The organism is Salegentibacter sp. UBA1130 (assembly GCF_002311535.1).
In the GTDB taxonomy this organism is placed as follows: domain Bacteria; phylum Bacteroidota; class Bacteroidia; order Flavobacteriales; family Flavobacteriaceae; genus Salegentibacter; species Salegentibacter agarivorans.
In genome coordinates this window covers 15,103-36,195 of record NZ_DCAP01000036.1, presented here as the reverse complement: position 1 = coordinate 36,195, position 21,093 = coordinate 15,103, and the positions used below count along the sequence as shown (strand labels likewise).

General features: G+C 36.9%; 24 protein-coding genes. 9 read left to right on the top strand and 15 right to left on the bottom strand.

Annotated features, from left to right (window positions below; genetic code table 11):
- Positions 1 to 62: 62 nt before the first annotated feature.
- The gene (locus B4F31_RS14585; protein ID WP_286761612.1) at positions 63 to 1,031 is read left to right on the top strand and encodes a Gfo/Idh/MocA family protein; all 969 of its coding nucleotides are present in this window, start codon (positions 63 to 65) and stop codon (positions 1,029 to 1,031) included.
- A 140-nt stretch (positions 1,032 to 1,171) separates the two neighbouring features.
- Here B4F31_RS14585 and trxB read toward each other — a convergent pair whose 3' ends face one another.
- Entirely contained in the window at positions 1,172 to 2,164 is a 993-nt protein-coding gene (gene trxB, locus B4F31_RS14580; protein WP_286761611.1) for a thioredoxin-disulfide reductase, read from the bottom strand.
- Positions 2,165 to 2,326: 162 nt separating this feature from the next.
- On the opposite strand from trxB, the gene B4F31_RS14575 reads away from it, so the two are divergent.
- Entirely contained in the window at positions 2,327 to 2,956 is a 630-nt protein-coding gene (locus tag B4F31_RS14575) for a trimeric intracellular cation channel family protein (protein WP_208225277.1), read from the top strand.
- Between the two features lie 29 nt (positions 2,957 to 2,985).
- Here the strand turns inward: B4F31_RS14575 and B4F31_RS14570 are convergent, their stop codons facing one another.
- The 9 genes from B4F31_RS14570 to B4F31_RS14530 all read right to left on the bottom strand — a co-directional run bounded on the left by B4F31_RS14570 (position 2,986) and on the right by B4F31_RS14530 (position 11,160).
- Complete coding sequence (locus B4F31_RS14570) at positions 2,986 to 3,399, bottom strand: DUF6691 family protein (RefSeq protein ID WP_286761610.1); 414 nt, start codon at positions 3,397 to 3,399, stop codon at positions 2,986 to 2,988.
- A gap of 9 nt (positions 3,400 to 3,408) precedes the next feature.
- Positions 3,409 to 3,966 (bottom strand): YeeE/YedE family protein, encoded by a 558-nt coding sequence (locus tag B4F31_RS14565; protein ID WP_208225276.1) that lies wholly within the window; start codon positions 3,964 to 3,966, stop codon positions 3,409 to 3,411.
- Positions 3,967 to 4,090: 124 nt separating this feature from the next.
- Complete coding sequence (locus B4F31_RS14560) at positions 4,091 to 4,993, bottom strand: NAD(P)-dependent oxidoreductase (protein WP_286761609.1); 903 nt, start codon at positions 4,991 to 4,993, stop codon at positions 4,091 to 4,093.
- A complete protein-coding gene (locus B4F31_RS14555) occupies positions 4,984 to 5,124 on the bottom strand; it encodes a hypothetical protein (protein WP_286761608.1) in 141 nt (46 codons plus the stop codon). Before B4F31_RS14555 ends, B4F31_RS14560 begins: the two co-directional genes overlap by 10 nt.
- A 38-nt stretch (positions 5,125 to 5,162) precedes the next feature.
- Positions 5,163 to 6,704: an acyl-CoA carboxylase subunit beta gene (locus tag B4F31_RS14550; protein WP_286761607.1), complete on the bottom strand. Its 1,542-nt coding sequence runs from the start codon at positions 6,702 to 6,704 to the stop codon at positions 5,163 to 5,165.
- Between the two features lie 48 nt (positions 6,705 to 6,752).
- Positions 6,753 to 8,195, bottom strand: a complete 1,443-nt coding sequence (gene accC, locus B4F31_RS14545; protein ID WP_286761606.1) for an acetyl-CoA carboxylase biotin carboxylase subunit — start codon at positions 8,193 to 8,195, stop codon at positions 6,753 to 6,755.
- A 48-nt stretch (positions 8,196 to 8,243) separates the two neighbouring features.
- Entirely contained in the window at positions 8,244 to 8,729 is a 486-nt protein-coding gene (locus B4F31_RS14540) for an acetyl-CoA carboxylase biotin carboxyl carrier protein subunit (protein ID WP_208225272.1), read from the bottom strand.
- Positions 8,730 to 8,909: 180 nt separating this feature from the next.
- Positions 8,910 to 10,250, bottom strand: coding sequence for an MBL fold metallo-hydrolase (locus B4F31_RS14535; protein WP_286761605.1), 1,341 nt, complete (start codon positions 10,248 to 10,250; stop codon positions 8,910 to 8,912).
- Between the two features lie 28 nt (positions 10,251 to 10,278).
- Complete coding sequence (locus B4F31_RS14530) at positions 10,279 to 11,160, bottom strand: sterol desaturase family protein (protein WP_286761604.1); 882 nt, start codon at positions 11,158 to 11,160, stop codon at positions 10,279 to 10,281.
- 223 nt (positions 11,161 to 11,383) lie between these two features.
- On the opposite strand from B4F31_RS14530, the gene B4F31_RS14525 reads away from it, so the two are divergent.
- The gene (locus B4F31_RS14525; RefSeq protein ID WP_286761603.1) at positions 11,384 to 12,376 is read left to right on the top strand and encodes an aldo/keto reductase; all 993 of its coding nucleotides are present in this window, start codon (positions 11,384 to 11,386) and stop codon (positions 12,374 to 12,376) included.
- 102 nt (positions 12,377 to 12,478) lie between these two features.
- Here B4F31_RS14525 and B4F31_RS14520 read toward each other — a convergent pair whose 3' ends face one another.
- Genes B4F31_RS14520 through B4F31_RS14510 form a run of 3 tightly spaced genes read right to left on the bottom strand, consistent with a single transcriptional unit; the run spans position 12,479 to position 16,113 of the window.
- Positions 12,479 to 13,432: a Fic family protein gene (locus tag B4F31_RS14520; RefSeq protein ID WP_286761602.1), complete on the bottom strand. Its 954-nt coding sequence runs from the start codon at positions 13,430 to 13,432 to the stop codon at positions 12,479 to 12,481.
- A 56-nt stretch (positions 13,433 to 13,488) separates the two neighbouring features.
- Positions 13,489 to 14,727, bottom strand: a complete 1,239-nt coding sequence (locus B4F31_RS14515; protein ID WP_286761601.1) for an MFS transporter — start codon at positions 14,725 to 14,727, stop codon at positions 13,489 to 13,491.
- 15 nt (positions 14,728 to 14,742) lie between these two features.
- Entirely contained in the window at positions 14,743 to 16,113 is a 1,371-nt protein-coding gene (locus B4F31_RS14510) for a hypothetical protein (protein ID WP_286761600.1), read from the bottom strand.
- A 195-nt stretch (positions 16,114 to 16,308) separates the two neighbouring features.
- On the opposite strand from B4F31_RS14510, the gene B4F31_RS14505 reads away from it, so the two are divergent.
- From B4F31_RS14505 to B4F31_RS14480, 6 genes are all read left to right on the top strand, one after another.
- Positions 16,309 to 16,953: an acetolactate decarboxylase gene (locus B4F31_RS14505; protein WP_286761599.1), complete on the top strand. Its 645-nt coding sequence runs from the start codon at positions 16,309 to 16,311 to the stop codon at positions 16,951 to 16,953.
- A complete protein-coding gene (locus B4F31_RS14500) occupies positions 16,953 to 17,309 on the top strand; it encodes a hypothetical protein (protein WP_286761598.1) in 357 nt (118 codons plus the stop codon). Before B4F31_RS14505 ends, B4F31_RS14500 begins: the two co-directional genes overlap by 1 nt.
- Positions 17,310 to 17,460: 151 nt before the next feature.
- Positions 17,461 to 17,868 carry a DoxX family protein gene (locus B4F31_RS14495; protein WP_286761597.1) on the top strand — a complete coding sequence of 136 codons (408 nt, stop codon included), beginning with the start codon at positions 17,461 to 17,463 and terminating at the stop codon, positions 17,866 to 17,868.
- 31 nt (positions 17,869 to 17,899) lie between these two features.
- On the top strand, positions 17,900 to 18,316 hold the full coding sequence (locus B4F31_RS14490) for a sulfur reduction protein DsrE (RefSeq protein ID WP_286761596.1): 417 nt from the start codon (positions 17,900 to 17,902) through the stop codon (positions 18,314 to 18,316).
- Between the two features lie 32 nt (positions 18,317 to 18,348).
- Positions 18,349 to 18,768, top strand: coding sequence for a DsrE family protein (locus tag B4F31_RS14485; RefSeq protein WP_286761595.1), 420 nt, complete (start codon positions 18,349 to 18,351; stop codon positions 18,766 to 18,768).
- Positions 18,769 to 18,779: 11 nt separating this feature from the next.
- A complete protein-coding gene (locus B4F31_RS14480) occupies positions 18,780 to 20,429 on the top strand; it encodes a bifunctional metallophosphatase/5'-nucleotidase (RefSeq protein ID WP_286761594.1) in 1,650 nt (549 codons plus the stop codon).
- 54 nt (positions 20,430 to 20,483) lie between these two features.
- On the opposite strand, the gene B4F31_RS18100 is transcribed toward B4F31_RS14480, so the two are convergent.
- Together B4F31_RS18100 and B4F31_RS18095 are read right to left on the bottom strand one after the other, a co-directional pair.
- Entirely contained in the window at positions 20,484 to 20,804 is a 321-nt protein-coding gene (locus B4F31_RS18100) for a hypothetical protein (protein WP_339647853.1), read from the bottom strand.
- On the bottom strand, positions 20,801 to 21,091 hold the full coding sequence (locus B4F31_RS18095; RefSeq protein WP_339647854.1) for a class I SAM-dependent methyltransferase: 291 nt from the start codon (positions 21,089 to 21,091) through the stop codon (positions 20,801 to 20,803). The genes B4F31_RS18100 and B4F31_RS18095 overlap by 4 nt, the downstream gene beginning before the upstream one ends.
- Positions 21,092 to 21,093 lie beyond the last annotated feature (2 nt).

Sequence of the window (21,093 nt, the reverse complement as noted above, 5' to 3'; positions counted from 1 at the left end):
TTTCAGTTTAAAATTTAGGTTTTTCAACAAAAATTAACTCTCTAAAATAAATTTTATTTAAGATGAAAAATATAAAATGGGGAATCCTTGGCCTCGGAAAAATTGCCGGAAAATTCGCCACTGCTTTAAAGGATGTTGAAGGTGCCGAACTTTATGCGGTTGCCAGTAGATCTAAAACCAAAGCTGAAACTTTTGCAAAAGAACATGCGGCTACAAAATTATTTTCCAGCTACCAAGCAATGTTAAAAGATGAAGAATTAGATGTAGTTTATATCGCTACCCCACACGTTTTTCATTACGAACAGACTCTTCTTTGCCTTGATCATAAAAAAGCCGTTTTATGCGAAAAACCATTTGCTATGAATAAAAAGCAGGTGGAAGAAATGATCGCAAAAGCCAAAAAGGAAAAGGTTTTTCTTATGGAAGCAATGTGGACGCAGTTTCTTCCGCATTTTAAATTTGTAATAGAACAAATTAAGTCTGAAAAATATGGGAAAATCAAAAATCTAAAAGCCGATTTTGGATTTCCGGCACCGGTAGATCTAGATAAACGCCTTTACAATAAAAACCTGGGTGGCGGTAGCTTACTGGATATTGGCATTTACCCTATCTTTATGGCAATGAGTGCTCTGGGAGCTCCAGAGAGAATTCAGGCGAAAGCCAGTTTTCATGATACCGGAGTTGACGAAAACTGTGATATTATTTTTGAGTATAAAAATGGTGTAGAGGCAGAATTGGGTAGTTCTATTATAAAACAAACCCCTACCGCAGCAATTATTCAGTTTGAAAAAGCTACGCTTACACTAAAAACCAGGTTTCACGAACCTACAATTATTATTATACAAACACCAGAAGGTGAAGAAACCAAAGAGTTTAAAGTGAATTCCAACGGTTATAATTTTGAAGCGGAACACGTTCAAAAAATGCTACGCGAGGGCAAAACTGAAAGCACCGAAATGACCTTTGAGAAAAGCCTGCAATTAATTGAGCTACTGGATAAAGTTAGAACTAAAATAGGGTTGGAATATTAATATTTATAACAATTATCAACTTAACGTCATCCTTAAACCAGTTCAGGATGACGTTAAGCTGATTTTTTTTGTGATTTTAAAACAAAAAAACCTCACAGATTTAAGTTTCTGTGAGGTTTTTTATTATAAATTTCAGAAAATTAAGCTTCTACCTTTTTAGTAGTTTTTACTTCTTCTCCCTCTTCGCTTTCAATTTCAGCTAAATAACGTTCAGCATCAAGAGCAGCCATACATCCAGTTCCAGCTGCGGTTACTGCCTGGCGATAAATTTTATCCTGCACATCACCTGAAGCAAAAACTCCCGGAATATTGGTTTTAGTAGATTTACCTTCGGTAATTAAATACCCGGTATCATCCATCGTTAATTTACCTTTAAAAATATCGGTATTTGGTTTATGGCCAATGGCGATAAACAACCCGGTGATATCGATTTGCTCTTTTTCGCCAGTTTCTTTATTCAGCATTCTTAGGCCTTCTACTACCTGTTCGCCTATTACTTCGTCTACTTCAGTATTAAACCTAACATCAATATTTTTAGTACTGTTTACTCGGTGTTGCATAGCTTTAGATGCACGCATCTGGTCACCTCTTACAAGCATAGTAACTTTGCTGCAAATATTAGCTAAATAGGTTGCTTCTTCTGCAGCAGTATCTCCCCCACCAACTATAGCAACATCCTGACCTTTATAGAAAAATCCGTCACAAACGGCACAGGCTGAAACTCCACCGCCACGTAAACGTTGCTCACTTGGTAAACCAAGGTATTTAGCGGTAGCACCGGTAGAAATAATAATCGTTTCGGCTTTAACCCAGGTTGCGTTATCTACGCAAGCTTTGTGAATTCCGCCGGGCTTATCGGTAAATTCAACTTCGGTTACCATCCCCATTCTCACTTCGGTACCAAAACGTTCAGCTTGCTTTTGCAGATCCATCATCATTTTTGGCCCATCTACTCCATCGGCATAACCGGGAAAGTTGTCTACTTCGGTTGTTGTAGTTAACTGTCCACCAGGTTCCATTCCTGTATACATAACTGGTTTAAGATCGGCTCTTGCCGCGTAAATTGCTGCAGTATATCCTGCCGGTCCAGATCCTATTATTAAGGTTTTTATTCTTTCTATTTTATCGCTCATTTTTATCTTGTTTTTCTATCTTACAAAAGTAATAACTTTAGTTATAAACTTAAGCTGTTCCTAATTAAGTTTTCCTATTAGCAAATAATTTGAAGGTATAGATTTCATTCAGAAAATAAAAATTAAGGGCTTCCAGAATTTAACTATACCTTTGTTTATTATATGGAACTTACTCTTTTCAATATACTCGATATCCTGGGAACCATAGCCTTTGCTATTTCTGGAGCTTTGGCTGCCATGGATCGGCGACTTGACCTTTTTGGTATTTTTATTATTGGTTTTGTAACTGCTATTGGTGGTGGTACGCTACGCGATACTTTAATAGGAAACACTCCAGTAACCTGGATGGAAAATACCATCTATATTTACCTAATTGGTGTTGTAACCATTCTTGCCATTATTTTTAGGAACAAAATTAATTATCTAAAAAAATCCCTCTTTCTTTTTGATACCATTGGGCTGGGAGTCTTTACTATTACCGGTGTTGAAATAGGCATTAGAAATGGGCTTGATCCCATTATTTGCATTGCACTTGGTACTATGACGGGTACTTTTGGTGGTGCAATTCGGGATATTCTTTGTAATGAAATTCCCGTGATCTTTAGAAAAGAAATCTACGCCACTGCCTGTATCATGGGCGGACTCGCTTTTGTAATAATGCACGAGCTTGGTATAAATCGTGACATCATTTACCTTACCACCACACTAATCGTAATTTCAATTAGACTTGTTGTTGTAAAATACCATATTTCACTTCCCTATTTCTATATTTCTTCAGAAAGTAAAAACTAATTTCTTCCCTGCGAAACCCAAAATTTTTATTAATGCGGAAGTTTCTCCCGAAGCAATCCGTATAAAAAAGTGCCTAAAAGCGAACCTATAAATACGATTAGAATTGGTAAAAATCCTGCACCAATTAGGGTGAAAATTGGTCCCGGACAGGCGCCGGCTAATGCCCAACCTAATCCAAAGATAATTCCGCCGTACATGTAGCGGCTAAAACTCTTTTCTTTTGGGGTAAATGAAATTCGTTCTCCAAAAAAAGATTTCAGGTTCTTACGTTTTATAATTTGAACACCAATAACTCCTAAAAGCAATGCCGAACCCATAATTCCATACATATGAAACGACTGGAACTGAAACATTTCATAAATCCTGAACCAGGAAGCGGCTTCAGATTTAAACATTACAATTCCAAAAAATATACCTATCAATAAATATCCTATACTTCTCATAATTTCAATTTAAAATATTAGAGGAAATAATAAATGTACCATCACCAAACCACCTATAAAAAATCCTATAACGGCAATTAAAGAAGGTAATTGCAAATTACTAAGTCCAGAAATAGCGTGCCCCGATGTACAACCACCGGCATAGCGAGCACCAAATCCAATTAGGATTCCGCCTACCAGTAAAATGATAAGCGCTTTAATTCCGCCAACTGCTTCCCAACTATATATTTCAGTTGGTAGGTAAGCTTCACCGGCGCTATTAAAGCCAAGGTCTTCCAAAATTGTAATCGTATCAGGGTTTATTGCTACAGAAAGATCGTTACTTAATAAATTTGCTCCAATAAATCCGCCAATAATCGCTCCTGCAACCACAATAAGATTCCAGCGTTGAGATTTCCAATCGAAATTGAAGAAATCGGCTTTAGAATCGGCACCGCAGATGGTACACATGGTTCTAAGGTTGGAAGACATTCCAAACTGTTTCCCAATAAAAATTAGTAAAAACATTATTAAAGCTATAAGCGGACCCGATACATACCAGGGCCAGGGCTCAAAAATCCATTCCATAGTTCATTTTTTTAATGAGGTGCAAATTAACTGTAATTTACGAAGTAAGACAGTAACAAATGTTACAACAAAAAACCTCATAGGTTTTGAAAACCTTTGAGGTTTGAATTATATATATTGAGGTTTATTTGAAATAAGATTTCAAATTTTCCAATACCTTTTCAGATAAGCGTTTTTGAGTTTCTGCACTCCAACCTGCGCTTTTAGAATAAGAAATTACACGATCTAATGCTTTTGTATCTTTAGAAAGTGAAGCTCCCCCATCACCATCAAAAATCCCGAAATTACCTTCAGATTTTATCCAGTTTTCAAAAGCTCCTTCCTTAAAAGGAAGCCCCAGCGAAGTATTGATTAAAATTTTTCCCGCATCAAAAGTTTTAAATTCTTCCTTTCCAAGTAGCCTGGTCTTCTTTGGAAGATGAAGCGAGATAATTTCTGAAGTTTTCAGCAATTTTTCCAGTTCTAAATACTTGACTCCTTTTTCTTCCCAGTCTTTTTTTCTACTTCTACTGAAATAATAAAGATCGGCTCCCAGCGGCAATAAAGCTTCGGCCAGAAGTTGCCCGGTGGTACCTAAACCAATAATCCCAATCTTTTTATCGGTAAGTTCTACCGGCATTTCGCGCCATTGATGTTTACCAAATCCGTGCAGTAATCTTATCAATTCCGAAATAATGAATTCTATAACCCCAGGATCGCCATAATCGAAAATACCTTTCACGGTAATTTCTTGCTTCCTGGCAAAATCTACAGCAACATTAGCCGATTCATCATCATAGAGGCTGCAGGCCATCCCAATATATTTAAGATTGCTACATTTTTTTATAACATTTTCAGGGATTTGCGTTTGCCAGGAAACTATTACAGCTTCGGCATCGCCAATTCGATTAATAAGCTCTTTTTCGGTTTCAGGACTATCTTTATAAACTTCAACTTTAGCTTCGCTAAATTCCTGAAGTTCATCTATAGCCCAATCTTGCAATTTTGTGTGATCTACACAAACAATTTTATTGAATTTCACTCCCATTCTGGCAGTATTGTTTCATCGTAAACCTGGTTCAATAATATACTGTCTTCGCGAACTCTTGTAGATGTTTCAAATTCCAATTCCAGTTTTTTTCGTTTCAAATTTATATTTGTAGTAGTAATTTTAGTCATACTTTAAATCTTAAATTTTACTCAATTAAATTAAAAAATTACAAAGGTATATTGCCGTGTTTTCTTTCCGGTCTAAGTACTTTTTTATTTTCGAGCATACTAAAGCCTTTCAATAATTTTCTTCTGGTATCGCTTGGCATAATTACCTCATCAATAAATCCGCGTTGAGCAGCTTCAAAAGGATTTGCAAAAGTTTCTGCATATTCAGCCTCTTTTTCAGCTAGTTTCGCTTCGCTATCTTCAGCTTCCTGAATTTCTTTTCTAAAAATAATCTCACTGGCACCTTTGGCTCCCATTACCGCAATTTCAGCCGTAGGCCAGGCAAAGTTAAGATCGGCTCCAATATGTTTGGAATTCATTACATCATAAGCGCCGCCGTAAGCTTTTCTGGTAATTACGGTCACTTTTGGAACCGTGGCTTCACTTAGTGCATAAAGTAATTTTGCGCCGTTTAGGATAATTCCATTCCACTCCTGGTCGGTTCCGGGTAAGAAACCGGGAACATCAACTAAAACTAGCAACGGAATATTAAAACAATCGCAAAAACGGGTAAATCGAGCTGCTTTTTTAGAGGAATCTACGTCTAAAACTCCGGCAAGACTCATTGGTTGATTGGCAACAATCCCAATACTTCTTCCGCCTAAGCGCGCAAAAGCAACAATAATATTATCGGCGTAATCTTTATGGATTTCAAAGAAAGAATCTTCATCAATTATTCCCTTAATAACCTCGTGCATATCGTAAGGTTTATTGGAACTATCTGGAATCAAGGAATCTAACTCTTCTCTAATTTCATCACCTAATTCATACGGAAGTTTTTCCGGTGCCTTTTTGTTATTTTGAGGCATATAACTCACCAGTTTCTTTATATCTTCAAGACAGGCAATATCGTTGAATGAAGTGATATGAGTTACCCCAGATTTTGTAGCGTGCGTTGAAGCGCCACCAAGTTCTTCTGAAGTTACTTCCTCGTTAGTTACCGTTTTCACCACATTTGGCCCGGTTACAAACATATAACTGGTATCCTGAACCATAAGTGTAAAATCTGTCATTGCAGGCGAATACACTGCTCCACCGGCGCAAGGACCCATTATGGCAGAAATTTGCGGAATAACCCCTGAAGCTTTTACATTTCTGTGAAAAATATCGGCATAACCTCCTAAAGATTTTACGCCTTCCTGAATTCTGGCTCCCCCAGAATCGTTTAAGCCGATCATTGGCGCTCCAACTTTTACGGCCAGGTCCATCACTTTACAAATCTTTTCGGCGTGTGTTTCTGAAAGTGAACCTCCAAAAACCGTAAAATCCTGGGCAAAAACATACACCAGTTTTCCGTTTATGGTACCATAGCCTGTTACGACTCCGTCTCCATAGATCTTTTGATCTTCCATTCCAAAACCGGTAGTTCTATGAGTTACCAGGATGCCAATTTCTTCAAAAGAACCTTCGTCCAGTAAATAATCTACACGCTCCCGGGCAGTAAGTTTCTTTTTTTCGTGCTGCTTCGCTATGCGTTTCTCACCGCCACCAAGATGTGCCTGCTTAATTTTATCGTTTAACTTCTCTATATTCTGACTCATCAATTTATTTTTTACGCGATAATCTAGATTAAATGTTTGAGGTTACTTTTAGTTTATTGGTAACCTCAACTCCTGTTGATCTTTGAGATATTGCTTTAAAGCTACAATAGCCGCTAATTTGGCTTCTTCTTCAATTTCATTTTGAAGTTTTTCAGCGGAATAATATTTTTTTACAAAATGGGTATCAAAATTTCCGCTTCTGAAGGCTTCGTGTTCAAAAACAAATTTTCCAAACGGAAGCGTGGTCATTACACCCTCAACTTCATATTGCTTTATCGCTTTTAGCATTAATTGAATTGCCTCCTCGCGGGTTTTTCCGTAAGTAATCAATTTTGCCAGCATTGGGTCGTAATAAATAGGAACTTCCATGCCTTCTTCAAAGCCGTTATCTACACGTATATTTTCACCTTTCGGAATACTATATTTATTAAGTGTTCCCACACTCGGCATAAAATTATCCATAGGATCTTCAGCATAAACCCTGAGTTCTACCGCGTGCCCTTTTATTTTTAAATCTTCCTGAAGTAATCTCAGTTTTTCCCCCCGGGCAATTCTAATTTGTTGTTCTACCAGGTCTACGCCTGTAATGTATTCTGTTACGGGATGCTCAACCTGCAAACGGGTATTCATTTCCAGGAAATAGAAATTTTGATCTTCATCGAAAAGAAATTCTACGGTTCCGGCGCCAACATAATCACAAGCCTTTGCTACCTTTACAGCAGCTTTGCCCATTTGTTTCCGAAGTCTTGAATCCAGCACTACAGAGGGAGCCTCTTCTACCACTTTTTGATGCCTACGCTGCACACTACATTCTCTTTCGAATAGATGAATATAATTCCCGTGGGAATCAGCTAAAACCTGGATCTCAATATGCCTTGGTGAAGAAACATACTTTTCTATAAAAACCGAACCATCACCAAATGCTGATTCAGCTTCGCTAATGGCACGTTTCATTTGGTCTTCCAAATCTTTTTCCTTTTCAACGATACGCATTCCCTTACCACCGCCACCGGCAGAAGCTTTTATTAAAATAGGAAAACCGATCTCTTTAGCGATTTTCTTGGCTTTTTCTGGATCGGTAATCGCCTCGTCAATTCCGGGAACCATTGGGATGTCATATTCTTTTACCGCATCTTTTGCGGCAAGTTTGCTCCCCATAATTTTAATGGCTTTAGAACCGGGACCTATCCAGGTAATGCCGTTTTTCTCTACATTTTCGGCAAAACCGGCATTTTCACTTAAAAATCCGTAGCCAGGATGAATCCCATCTACATCAAGTTCTTTAGCTACTTCAATAATTTTATCGCCTTTTAGGTAAGATTCGTTAGAAGGGGCTTCTCCTATGCAAACCGCCTCATCAGCAAATTTTACGTGGGGCGCATTCCTATCGGCCTTAGAAAAAACAGCCACGGTTTTGATCCCCATTTTTTGAATGGTTTTCATTACCCGCAAAGCAATCTCTCCCCTATTGGCTACTAATATTTTTTTCATTTTAATTATTTTGAATTCTAATTATTCCCATTTTAGAGGATTAAGGGCTTATTCCATTTCAATTAATAACTGGTTCTTCTCTACGGTTTGCCCGGTTTTTACTGAAACAGATTTTACCACACCATCCCTGGGTGCAGTAAGTGTATTTTCCATTTTCATAGCTTCTAAAACCAACAAGTAATCCCCTTCTTTAACTTCAGCACCTTCCTCAACATTAACTTCAAGAATTAACCCCGGCATAGGCGCTTTTATATCATTTATCATTTGCGCGGTGCCAAGAGAAAGTCCCATTTCTTCAATAAGTAAATCCAACTCATTGGAAATAGCTACATTATAGGTATTAGAATTGATTTTAATATCGTACTTGCGTTGAAGAAAGTTTTCGGTAAGAACCTCAGCCTTAAAACTGCGATTTTCTTTTAATAAATGATAATGTTTAGTGGCAATTTCCTGTGTATCTAAAGCGGTGATCTGGTCTTTGGTAAATTCAAATTCAAATGAATTATTCACCTTAACCTTATATTTTTTTTCCATATTTCGTAGTTTTCAAATCTAATTTGAAGCTTGTGTTGTAAATATAGAAAAAGTTTGGAGCTTTTACTTATGAGTTTTTAAGATTTAGATTCTGGATATTACCAATCCGTTCACAATGAAACATAAAAAAAGCCCTGTAAATTCAATTATCTACAGGGCTTTAAAATAATAACTAATTAATTACGAAAACTCTTTAATCGCTTCACTTAGATCATAAACTTTAGTGTTCTTAAATTTATTTTCAAGAATACTACTTCCTGCGGCAGAACGATATCCTCCGGCACAATGTACCATAAACGGTTTGTCATCTGGTAATTCATCGGCACGGTTTCTTAGCTCATTCAACGGAATTGCTTTAGCGTCGTTAAAGATCTTCCCTTCTGCAATTTCACTTTCATTTCTAATATCTACAATAGTGTATTTATCTTTATTGGCTTTAAAATCTTCTAAATTGAAATCATCTGAAGATTTTGAAACTTTTTCAGATAAAGTCACTACCCCTTTCATTTGCTTTTCATAACCGATTTTCGCAGTTCTTTCCAGTAAATCGTCAATTTGATCTACGCTTTCAGCAACGAGGTAAAATTCTTCCTCGGGCTCAATAATAGCACCCAGCCAGGTTTCATATTTATCACTTTCAGAACGGGCCATGATATTAATACTATTGGGTAAATGTCCCTTTTTATAAGCATCCCCGTCACGAGTATCTACTACAGTGATTCCTTCTTTTTCTACAGAATCTACATACAGTTTTACCGGAACTTCATACTTCGCTTTTTGAACATTTAAAGCTCCTTTTCGGTTTAACTCTACACTAAAACCAAAATAGGCAGGAATAAAAGGCTGATCCTTTAAAATTTCTTCTACAAACTTCTCTTCGGTTTGGTCTTTAAACGCCCAGTTTCCCTGGCGTTCATTTCCAAGAGTACTTGAAGAAGCATCACTCATATTTTTTCCGCATAGCGAACCTGCACCGTGAGCCGGATAGATTATGGTATCATCTGGCAATTCGTTAAATTTGGTTTGCATGGTGTTGTACATTTGCTTCGCCAATTCTACACGTTTTGCTTTCATATTTCCAGCTTTTTCACGTAAATCTGGCCTTCCAACATCGCCTATAAAAAGTGTATCCCCACTAAACATAATGGTTTCACCGTTTTCTTCAGCTATAAATGTTAAACTATCTGGTGAGTGACCCGGAGTATGAATAGCCTTTATACTGGCATCTCCAATTTTCACTTCGTCACCTTCATCAAATGGAGTATGCGTATATTCTACACCAACATTTTTACTAATATAGATAGTTGACCCCGTCTCTTCCTGAATTTGCAAATGTCCACTCACAAAATCGGCGTGCGGATGCGTTTCAAAAACTGCTACTATTTTTGCATTATTTTCTTCGGCATATTTATAGTATTGCATAGGGTTACGGCTAGGGTCTACCAGGGCCATCTCTCCATTACTTACAAGTGCATAAGAATAATGCGCTAAAGGATCGTCTTTAAATTGTTTTATCTTCATTTCTTTAATTCTTTTAAATTATAAACTGTTATTGTGCGTTCTTTTTTCTAAATGGAAATACCATTTGATTTTTAAAATCTTCAGGAAAATCTTCGTCTCCTTCAAAACCTAATTCTATATCTTTTCCTTCCTGCGGAATATATGCTGTGCCAAATAAATAGTCCCAAATGCTTAGGCTTAAACCGAAATTCATTCCATAAGGCCTGTCTTTCGGAAGTTCTTTTGAATGGTGCCAGATATGCATTTTAGGGTTATTTAAAAGATAACCAAAAATTCCATAGTTCCAGCCAACATTTGCGTGGTTTAAATGCCCAATAAATACAGCAAACATATGTACCACAAAAAATTGCTGAATTCCAAAACCAATCATCGCCAGCGGAATATACTGCACGGTTTTATAAACAATAGTTTCCATAAAATGAAACCTAAATTGTGCCGCAAATCCCATTTCCTTAACGCTGTGGTGTACTTTGTGAAATTCCCAAAGCCACGGCTGCTTGTGTAATTGCCGGTGGACATTCCACTGGATAAAGTCTGCAATCACAAACATAATAAGCAACTGTACCCAAACGGGGAAATTTTGTACTTCTATGGCTATAATATTAGTGATGCCAAAAATGCCCAGGAAATCATTAAATAATTCTACGGCAACATTAGAGATTGCGTTATAACCAACTAGCGAAAACAGGAAAAAATTAAATAAAATATAGAACGTATCCAGCCAGAAATCCTTCCGAAATATCTTTTGATCTTTTCTCCAGGGGATTAAAATTTCCAATACCCAAACTAAAAGTGACAATCCAATAAGCCAATAAAAATAATTGGTCCAGGACGGATTGTTAATTTCATTAACCAGGTAATTAAAATAACCTGTAAATGAATTGGCAATTATGTTTAAGTACTTTTCCAACCGGTTAATTAAGTTTTACAAGGCAAAAATATAATAATCCTACGTTTAGGGCAGTAACTTTTGTTACAGTACTAAATTTCACCTGCTTTTCTTAATTAAGTGCATCTTAACAAAGGCCGTGCAAAAAATGTTAGTCTTTGTTAAATGGCAATGACGTAAGGCTTTTCTGTTTTAATTTTAATATTGAAAATAATAAGAATTCAAGATTTAAAACTATAAAATTATGAGTCAGTTTACATTACAACATAAATTCGGTTTAGGCGGAGTCGCCATTGGTAACGGATTTAAACAAATAAGCGATGCTGAAGCCGAAAAAACACTGGAAGGAGCCTGGGAAGCCGGTGTGAGATATTATGACACCTCGCCCTGGTATGGATTAGGCCTAAGCGAAAGAAGATTTGGACATTTCCTGCATAATAAAAAACGAGAAGATTATGTACTTTCTACCAAAGTTGGCCGGGTTTTAAAAGCCACGAAAAATGTTCCTGAAACAATGTGGAATAATCCTGCACCTTTTGATTATAAATATGATTATTCAGCTGAAGCTGTTCGCCGCTCTGTAGAAGACAGTTTGCAACGCTTAGGTGTAGAAAGTATAGATTATGCTTTTATTCACGACCTCTCACCAGATCATAATGATGAATACGAGGAAGGAACCACCTGGGAAGATCATTTTGAAGTTGCGAAGAAAGGCGCAATGCCAGAGCTCGAAAAAATGAAAGAAGAAGGTCTCATCAAAGCCTGGGGATTGGGAGTAAATACCATAGAACCTATTTTAATAACTTTAGAAGTTGCAAAACCAGATGTTTTTCTTTCGGCTATTCAATATTCTTTGGTTCACCATAAAGAAGCATTAGAGCGTTTATTACCGGCTATAGAAAAAAGCGAAGCAAGGTTAATAAATGCCGCACCATTCAATGCAGGCTTACTTGCCGGGCAAAAGCGTTATAATTATGATGGAAAAATGCCCGATGATATTTCAGATCGATATAAAAAAATATTGAAAATTGCTGAGAAACATAAAGTAAACCTCGTGGCTGCATCGCTTCAATTTTCTTTAGCCCCAAAAGCAGCAGGAACAGTTTTAGCCGGAGCCAGTAAACCGGAACAGGTTCAGGAAAATATTAAAGCCCTGGAAGAAAAAATCCCAGTGGAATTCTGGGAAGAATTAAAACAACAAAATCTAATAGAACAAAAAGCAGAAGTCCCTGCTTAAAAAATAGAGCCCTGAATTTACGAATATTCGTGAATTCAGGGCTTATCAATTTATAACCTCAGAGAGACATAATTGTTTTCACCATCAAAGAAGCAGAACAAACTAGCGCTTCCTTTTTCTGTTTTTAATGTATTCTTCAATAGCCTCTTTAGTAGTAAGCCAATTTCTGCCTTCTTTATAGGCGTCAATTTTTCCCTGCCTTGCCAGTAAACTAATATATTCCTGGCCATAGGGTAATTGCTCCTCCTCTACCAAATTAGAAATTTCAGTATAATTTGCATCATTATCTGGCAGCGCCTGAATATAAATATTTAAAGTACGCTCTAAGGCCTGGCACATTAATAATGCAAGCTTGTTATAATCTCCCTTATTTGCAGCATTTAGTGCTGCATAATATTTTTTACGATCGTTACGTAGAATAATTGCTGGTGGGAAACCTGCATTCATTAAAATAAGGTTCATCGCCAAACGCACCGTTCTTCCGTTTCCATCGAAAAAAGGATGAATCCAAACAAATTTATGATGAAAAACCATCGCGAGTTCAATTACATTTAACTGGTGTTTATTTTCATTCACAAAATTCACTAAATCATCAAATAACCCGGAAACCTTTTGGGCATCAGGCGGCACAAAATTTGCCCCAGCGATTCTAACACCAGAATTTCGCAATCTACCGGCAAAATCATCTTCTATGCTTCTTAAAACCAGTTCATGTAATTTGAGAATATCTTTACCATTTAGTTGATAACCTGGTTTAACCAGGGTGTACAAATAATCTAAAGCGGTTTCGTGATTTTTGGCTTCAAAATGCTCTCGCAGTGACTTTCCCTTTACGGTAATTCCTTCTTGCAACACCATTTGAGTTTCCCTTAGGGTAAGGGTATTTCCTTCTATACTATTTGAATTATAAGTCCATTCTATAGAAAGAACTTCTTTCATTTTTTTCAAAGCGATATTGGGCAACGGCCTGGCTTTTTCCAGCATTGCTTTTTTTTCGAACAAGCGCTCAAAAGTGCTTTGCATCTCTGCTCTATATCTTACATCTACTTCCCCCATAGCACAAAGATACAAATTATCGGGTGAAGTTATACATAACCTATCCGATATTAAAGTTAATTTTTAAATTTAAGTAATTTCACAGCCTTATTGTCTTTATAATCCATTCGAAGAAAAATAATCCCGGCTGAAATTAAAGTTAGAATTCCAATTAACATAATCGCCGCTTCAATACTCACCAAATCTGCAATTAACCCGGTTAAGATCGCTCCTATAGCATATCCCAGGTCACGCCAAAGTCTAAAAATACCAATACTTTTTGCCCGATCCTGCGGATGGGTGTTATCGGCTATAGTTGCAAGGAATGTCGGGTAAACCATTGCGGTTCCCCAGCCCAGTAAAGAAGAAAGTATCACAAAATGCGTCATTGTTTCAGCCCAAACTAATATTACCAGAACTATGGCCTGCAGAAGCATCCCAATAAACAGCATATCTTTCTTACTAAAAATATCAGCCATTCTTCCCGTAAATAGTTGGCCTATTCCCCAAACTGCAGGATAAAGTGCGGTAACAATTCCAATTTGTTCAAGATTAAAACCTTTTCCGGAAAGTAAAATAGGAAATAATCCCCAGGCCATCCCATCATTTAAATTATTGATTAGCCCCGCCTGACTAACAGAACCAAGGTTTTTATCTTTCCAGGTGGTATCCCAGAAAATATTTTTTAATCGCAACATATCGCTGCTTCCCTCATCTTTGGCAACGTGGTGGCGCGTATCATTAATTAGGAAAATACTAAAGAGCAACCCCAGAATCATAAGTCCAATTCCCAGGTAGAAAGGATAAGGTCTAACACCATATTCTGAAGCGATCCAACCCGTAAGAAAAGCTACAACAGCTACTGCAAAATATCCGGCAAATTCATTTAAACCCATTGCAAAACCACGCTGCTTTTCACCCACCAGGTCAATCTTCATCACTACGGTGCTGCTCCAGGCCAATCCCTGGTTTATTCCCAGTAAGACATTGGCGGCGATTATCCAATTCCAATTTTCAGCATAAATGAGGATAAAAGGAATGGGAATGGCAAAAATCCAACCTAAAACCAACAGGTTTTTCCTTCCAAACCTATTTGCCAATGCCCCGGCGTAATAATTGGAAATTGCCTTTACCACTCCAAAAACTACAATAAAAGATAAAATGGCACTGGTTGCTGCAATACCAAATTCTTTTTCGGCAATTTCAGGCAAAATACTTCGTTCCAGCCCTACCATTCCGCCAACAAAGGCGTTTACCAATACCAATAAACTAAATTGTTTCCAGTTCTCTTTTAATCCTAATTTTATATTTTCCATTCGTGGTTTATAACTTTAAAAACTGAAATTGGTAACAAAATTCAACTGGTTAAAATTACTCCTGTTAAATATACTTTCTGCACTGGTATGGTTTTGATTTTTCCTATAAACCCATAAGATATCAAAACTCAATCCTTCAAAGAAACCCTTTGCCTGGTAACTTAAGTGACTATTTACCTGGAACGATTCATCAACATTATATTTATTAAATTCAAACCTACCGGTTTCAGGACCTTGTAACTGTTGCATTTCTATTCCAATATAAAAATCGGGTTTTGGAACGTGGTATGCTGCTTTTAAGATAAAAACATCTGCATTTCCAAGGCCTTCCAGGCGTGATCTGGAAATAGAAGTAAAAAAGCGATCCCGCCCTAATTCCTTCGGAAATAAAAACCGGCCGGTATCAAAAGCGTGGGTATAACCAAGCGCGAGATTGAAACCCGATTTCTCCCAACTGAGCTGAGAATTCAGTACCTGTCCATTTTCTCCAGGTTGCACATATCTATTCACGTAAACCAGGTCTTCAGAAAAGGAAAGAGGATTTTGATAAACATATTGCACTCCGAAGTTAAAATCGAACAGGTTATACCCTATTTCTGCCCAAATTGTATTCATTATTTTATCCTGGTAAAAATCATAGAAATTAAGCTGAAAATTATCTTTTCTAAAATTGTAGTTTAAAATCCCAATCCCTGATGAAGGATAAAATTCGTGATAATCAGCCATTTCTCCATTGGGTTGAAATCCGTTATAGAAAAGTCCCAAAGCTTCATCCATACCAAACCACTCGGTGGTTGACCGCGGGGAAACTCCATCAAGCCAACCCAAATTAACCTGGTGTTTTGAATTGAAATTTAAATGTGCCCAGCCTCCCCTATGCGCAAAAGGTTTCATTCGGCCATCGCTATGATTTAAAAGTGGTGTAAATTCGGTTTCAAACTTGCCATAACTTAAATATGAATTTCCAAAGCGATACCTTATAAACAGCTCCTCCAACCTATCAAGATCCCTAAAATTTCCTTTATTCAATACATCATAAAGTTCGTACTCCCATTTAGCATTTTTTCCCGTTACCGCATCCTCAACACCCAAATCACTGCCAAAGGTTTTATAAGTAAAAATTCCCTTCACTCCAATCTCAAAACCTTTAAAATTTCCGGTAGTAAATCCAATTGCACCGCCGCTTGCATTGGTATAATAATCCTTTAGCTCACCCCTGTTAATGGTGTTCATATAGAAATTACGAATATGGCCGTGAAAGGTTGCGTTTTTAAATATCTCTATAAGTTGAGGCTTTTCATCTTTTAAGGAATCGGAAGATTGAGCCTTGAGGTTAAGACTTAAAACCAGGGATAAAAACAAAGTAAGTAAATTAAGAACTTTCAATATTTAAGATTTTCAGATTCAAATCGCAAAAGTCTCTATTTTGTGAGAGCGCTGCAGTAACAAGGGTTACTTTAAACAAAATTGCTTTGTAACATTAGTCACGCTATTATTAAAATCTTATAATTACTTTTGCGAAATATGAAGCGAAAACATCTAACACTATTACTTCTTGGCTTTCTTGCAGGCTTTTCAACTATGGCTCAAACTAACAGCGTAAAAGTAGCCGGAGCAATGAAAAATGTGATGAAAAAAGGAGAACTTCAGGGTACAATTTCCCTGGATTCTGTAGCTAAAAAAGGTGTTTACGGACTTGGGCCAGTAGAATTCCTTAGTGGTGAATTGCTTATTTTAGACGGAGAAGTATTTAAATCAGTTGTTAGGAATGAAAATTCAATGGAAGTTGGAAAAACAAATGCAGTTAAAGCACCGTTTTTTGTTTATGCTGAAGTTAAAAAGTGGAAATCGGTGTCACTGCCAAAATCAGTAAAATCAATGGAGAACTTGGAAAATTTTCTAAACGAAAGGACACCTGATAATGCAGAAGCTTTTCCATTTCGACTAAAAGGAAAAATCAATTCAGCTAAAATTCATATTGTAAATTTACCTCAAGGCCAAAAAGTGAGTTCTCCAAAAGAAGCTCACGAAGGACTTACAAATTATACTTTAGAAGATAAAGAGATAGAAATTCTCGGATTTTTCTCTCGCAAACACCAGGCGGTTTTTACGCATCACAATACCTATATGCATCTTCATTTAATTACCGAAGACAAAAAGCAGATGGGGCACCTGGACCAGGTTGAGTTTGATGCAAATAATTTAAAACTCTATCTTCCCGAATAATGCAAATCAAAGCTTACATAGCGATTTTCCTTACCGTGGTTTTCTTCGGAAAATTCCTGATGCTGGACGCAAAAGTGCTGAATAGTATTTTGGATGCTGAAGGAATTGCACTGGTAAACCCGTTTTGTAAGAAAAAATCCCAAAAATCGGTAGATGATAAAACCTTCACACAAGATTCTTCGGTATTGGTGATTAGCAGCGATGCCGTTTGTAATCCGGCCTTTAACCTGGCAAAAATGGCCTGGTTCGAGACCGAAATAACAACAAATTTTCAAGATTACAATTACCTCAATCCTGCGGTAATTTCAACCTATTTCTCCAAAAACTACCCTCCTCCAAAGGAATTAGCAACGTAATCACTTTAATTATATCGGTGTCTTTGCCGATAAACGAGCTATTAATTTGATAATCGAGATTTAAATACCAGGGCTTGCCTCGAAATTAAAATTTTATTTCTCAGACTGCCTTGTGAGCTTGCTCTTAGGTAGTTTAATAATTCTAAATTCAATGAACACAAACATTTCAGTGAGTCGTCGCTCTATACAATTGTTACGGGTGATGCTCAGCGGGATATTTCTCGTAGCCAGTTTACAACATTTATTCAATATTGAAAAAACCGTAAATAGAATTGACCAGGCCAGTTTTAAAGGACTCGCCTATTTTTTCGGAAACCCTGAATTGCTAGTAATTCTATCTGGCGTGGTTATGCTTATTGCGGGTTTTGCCCTGCTTATAGGTTTCAAAACTCGCTGGACTGCCATAATTCTACTGGCAGTTTTAATTCCCATTACCCTTACCGTGCAGGTAGGACAAATTACAACACTGGGGCCGCTTTTTAAAAATATTGCCATAGCCGGCGGACTCCTGTTTTTTATCCTCAACGATTTTAAAGATCAACAAACAACAAAAATATAACCGGCTGTTTCAGCCATGAAAATTCAAAAAAATGAAAAATTCAATTTTAATATTTACAGCTTTTTTTATGCTGTTTTCAATAACTACAAATGCTCAAAATCACAATCCTGACAAGAATAATTATGTGGTTTTAACCAAGAAAATTCCGCAGTTACAACCCATTTTAATTACTGCGGAAGAGTTGCAAAAAGAAGATGGTCATCATTTTGGTGATTTCCAGGTTATTGTTTGCGGCCAGACCGTAAAAGGCTTAACCGATAAAGAACAAATGAAAAAGTATATTCAGCGAGCCGAAAAAGCCAATGTTGCCATTAAAGCCTGCGGATTTTCCCTCAAAAAATTTGGTGTAGATCCTAAAGCGATTCCATCAGAAATGGAAGTTGTTGAGAATGGAATTCTATATGATTTTCAACTTCAGAAAAAAGGATATTTCAGTATAGAGCTTTAAAAAAAGTATTCTAAAACATATAAAATATCAAGATGATAAAAAAAATAGGAATTCTAATCTTAGTATTTATGCTAGGCGTTTCAGGTTTTGCTCAAACAAAAACAGGAATTGAGAAAAATAATTATGTAGTCTCTACTTCCAAAATTCCACAGTTAGAGCCAATAATCCTTACTGCTGAAGCACTAAAACAAGAAGATGGTCATAAATTTGGTGATTTTCAGATAGTCCTTTATGGACAAAATGTTAAGGAGCTTACAAATAAAGAGAAGATGAGCAACTATATAAAAAAAACTAAAGCTGCGGGCGTAGAGATCAAGGTTTGTAAACTCTCAATAAACTATTTAAAAATTGATAAAAAAGATTTACATCCCTACATAAAAGTAGTAGACCACGCCTTTACGCATCTTTTACAATTACAAAAGAATAAGAACTATTACAGTATAGAGCTATAAAAAGATAATTTATGAAAATTAGTTTAAAGACAGCATTAATCCTGTTTTCAGGCATTGCTACCATTGGTTTATATACCTCGTGCAACAATGCAAATGGTAAAAACCCGGACAAAAATAAAGATGAAACCACTAAAATCACCATTTTACAAACGGCCGATATTCACGGCCAACTAGATTCTCACCCCGAATTATTTTGGGAAGATGAAGAAATAGTTTTTAAAGAACGTGGAGGCCTCGCCCACATTCAAACCCTCTTTGAAGAAGAAAGAGCCAAAAACCCTAATACCATAATTTTTGATGGCGGTGATCTTATCCAGGGAAGTGGCTATGCCGCACTTTCTGAAGGAAAAATTTTTCCTGAAATTATAAAGAATATGGATTACGATCTTCTAGTGCCGGGAAACTGGGAAGTAGTCTATGGCAAAAAAATAATGATGGACGTTTTACAGGGTTTTGAAACTCCGGTGATTGTTCAGAATATGTTTCATGAGAAAGATAAAAAAGAACTTTTCCCACCTTACTGGACCAAAGAAATTGAAGGTGTAAAGCTTGGGTTTATCGGAATAAACGATCCCGATGTTCCTGTTCGGCAAAACCCAATTTTTAGCGAGGGAATTGGTTTTAGCGGCTTAGACGAAGGCGTTCAGGAACTTATTCAGAAAGTGAAAACCGAAGAAAAAGTTGATGCGTTGTTTTTAGTGACGCATTTTGGAATTTTTAAGCAAATTGAATTAGCCAACAACCCAATAGCTAAAGATGTAGATTATATTTTCGGAAACGATACCCACGAAAGGGTTCGTCAACCCATTGAAGGAAAATATGCGAAGGTTACAGAGCCCGGTGCTTTTGGTTCTTTTGTGGGGAAATTAAATCTCTATTTTAAAGATGGCGAAATTGTAGATGAGGAATATGAATTAATGGAAGTTGATCCTGAAAAATATGCTGCAAATCCAGAAATAGCCGGGTTAGTTAAGAAAGCTAAAGCTCCCTACAAAGAACACCTGGAGACCGTAATAGGTTATACTGAAACTCCGCTTTATCGCTATTTAACTGTAGAAAACCCGATGGATAATATGATTACCGATGCAGCTCGTTGGAAAACCGGTGCCGATATTTCAATTTCTAACGGATTTCGCTTCGGAAATCCTATAGTTCCCGAAAACGGGGAAGCTGCACCAATTACAAGAGCAAATTTGTGGAATTTATTACCGGTAAACGAAAAAGTAAAAACCGGAAAAGCCAGCGGAAAACAAATTAAAGAATGGTTGGAAAATGAAATGCACAATGCATTTGCCCAAAATTCAACCGAACGATTTGGTGGCTGGCTGGTAAGATTTTCAGGAATGGAAGTCGATTTTAATTCTCAGAATAAAAAAGGAGAACGCATACAATCGGTTATGGTTAAAGGCGAGGAAATGCAGGATGATGAATATTACACAATTTCAGCCTGTGTTCGGCCCGGAGACCCGATTGATAACCTTTGCCGAATGCCAAATGTAAAAGACGTTGAAGTAAAAGATTATACCATTCACGAGTTGGTAGAAGAATATTTACAAAAACATTCGCCGGTCTCGCCAAAATTAGATGGCCGCGCTTATTGTGAATATTTAGGCGAAAAATCTTTTTCTACAGTTCCGGGAACCGATTATAAATTTCAATAGTTTAAAAAACCTCAAAGATCCAGGTGTTTAGCGGGATCTTTGAGGTTTAATTTTTCAGTTTAATGGCTTTCTCGCTACAAAACGAATTACTGCTGCTTTTCCCTGGTGATATTTACCTTCTGAAAGTTCAGTAATTAGATCTTCAAATTCCTCAAATTCGTAGCCGCTAAAATAGGTTTGCAATTCTTCTTTAGAAAAAAGCATTTCAGCATTTTTAGGTCCGCCAGATTTTGGATTCTCTTTCTGAATATCTATTTGTTCTTTACTAAAAGCTTCAAAAATAATTACTCCACCGCGTTTCAGTAACTTTTTAAATTTCTTTAGATAGTTTTCCTTTTTTTCTTCCGAAAAATGAACAAAAATCAAAGCAATCACATCCGTTGCTCGTCTTTATAATCAAGGTCTGGAAGGTCACCTACTTTGTAATCAATTTCTACGCTTTGTTTATTAGCCAGGTTTAGAGCTTTTTCCTTACCTTTTTCACTAATATCAACCTCCCGATCCAGGCTTGCAGCATACACCGCATTTCTCCCTTCTCCTTCTGCCGGCAATAAAATTTTACCGGGTGGCATTTCATCAATTTTTTCTTTAAAATATTCGTTTGGTGTTTTGCCGTAAACATAATCTTCATCGGCATAACGTTCGTTCCAAAAATTTTTCATAA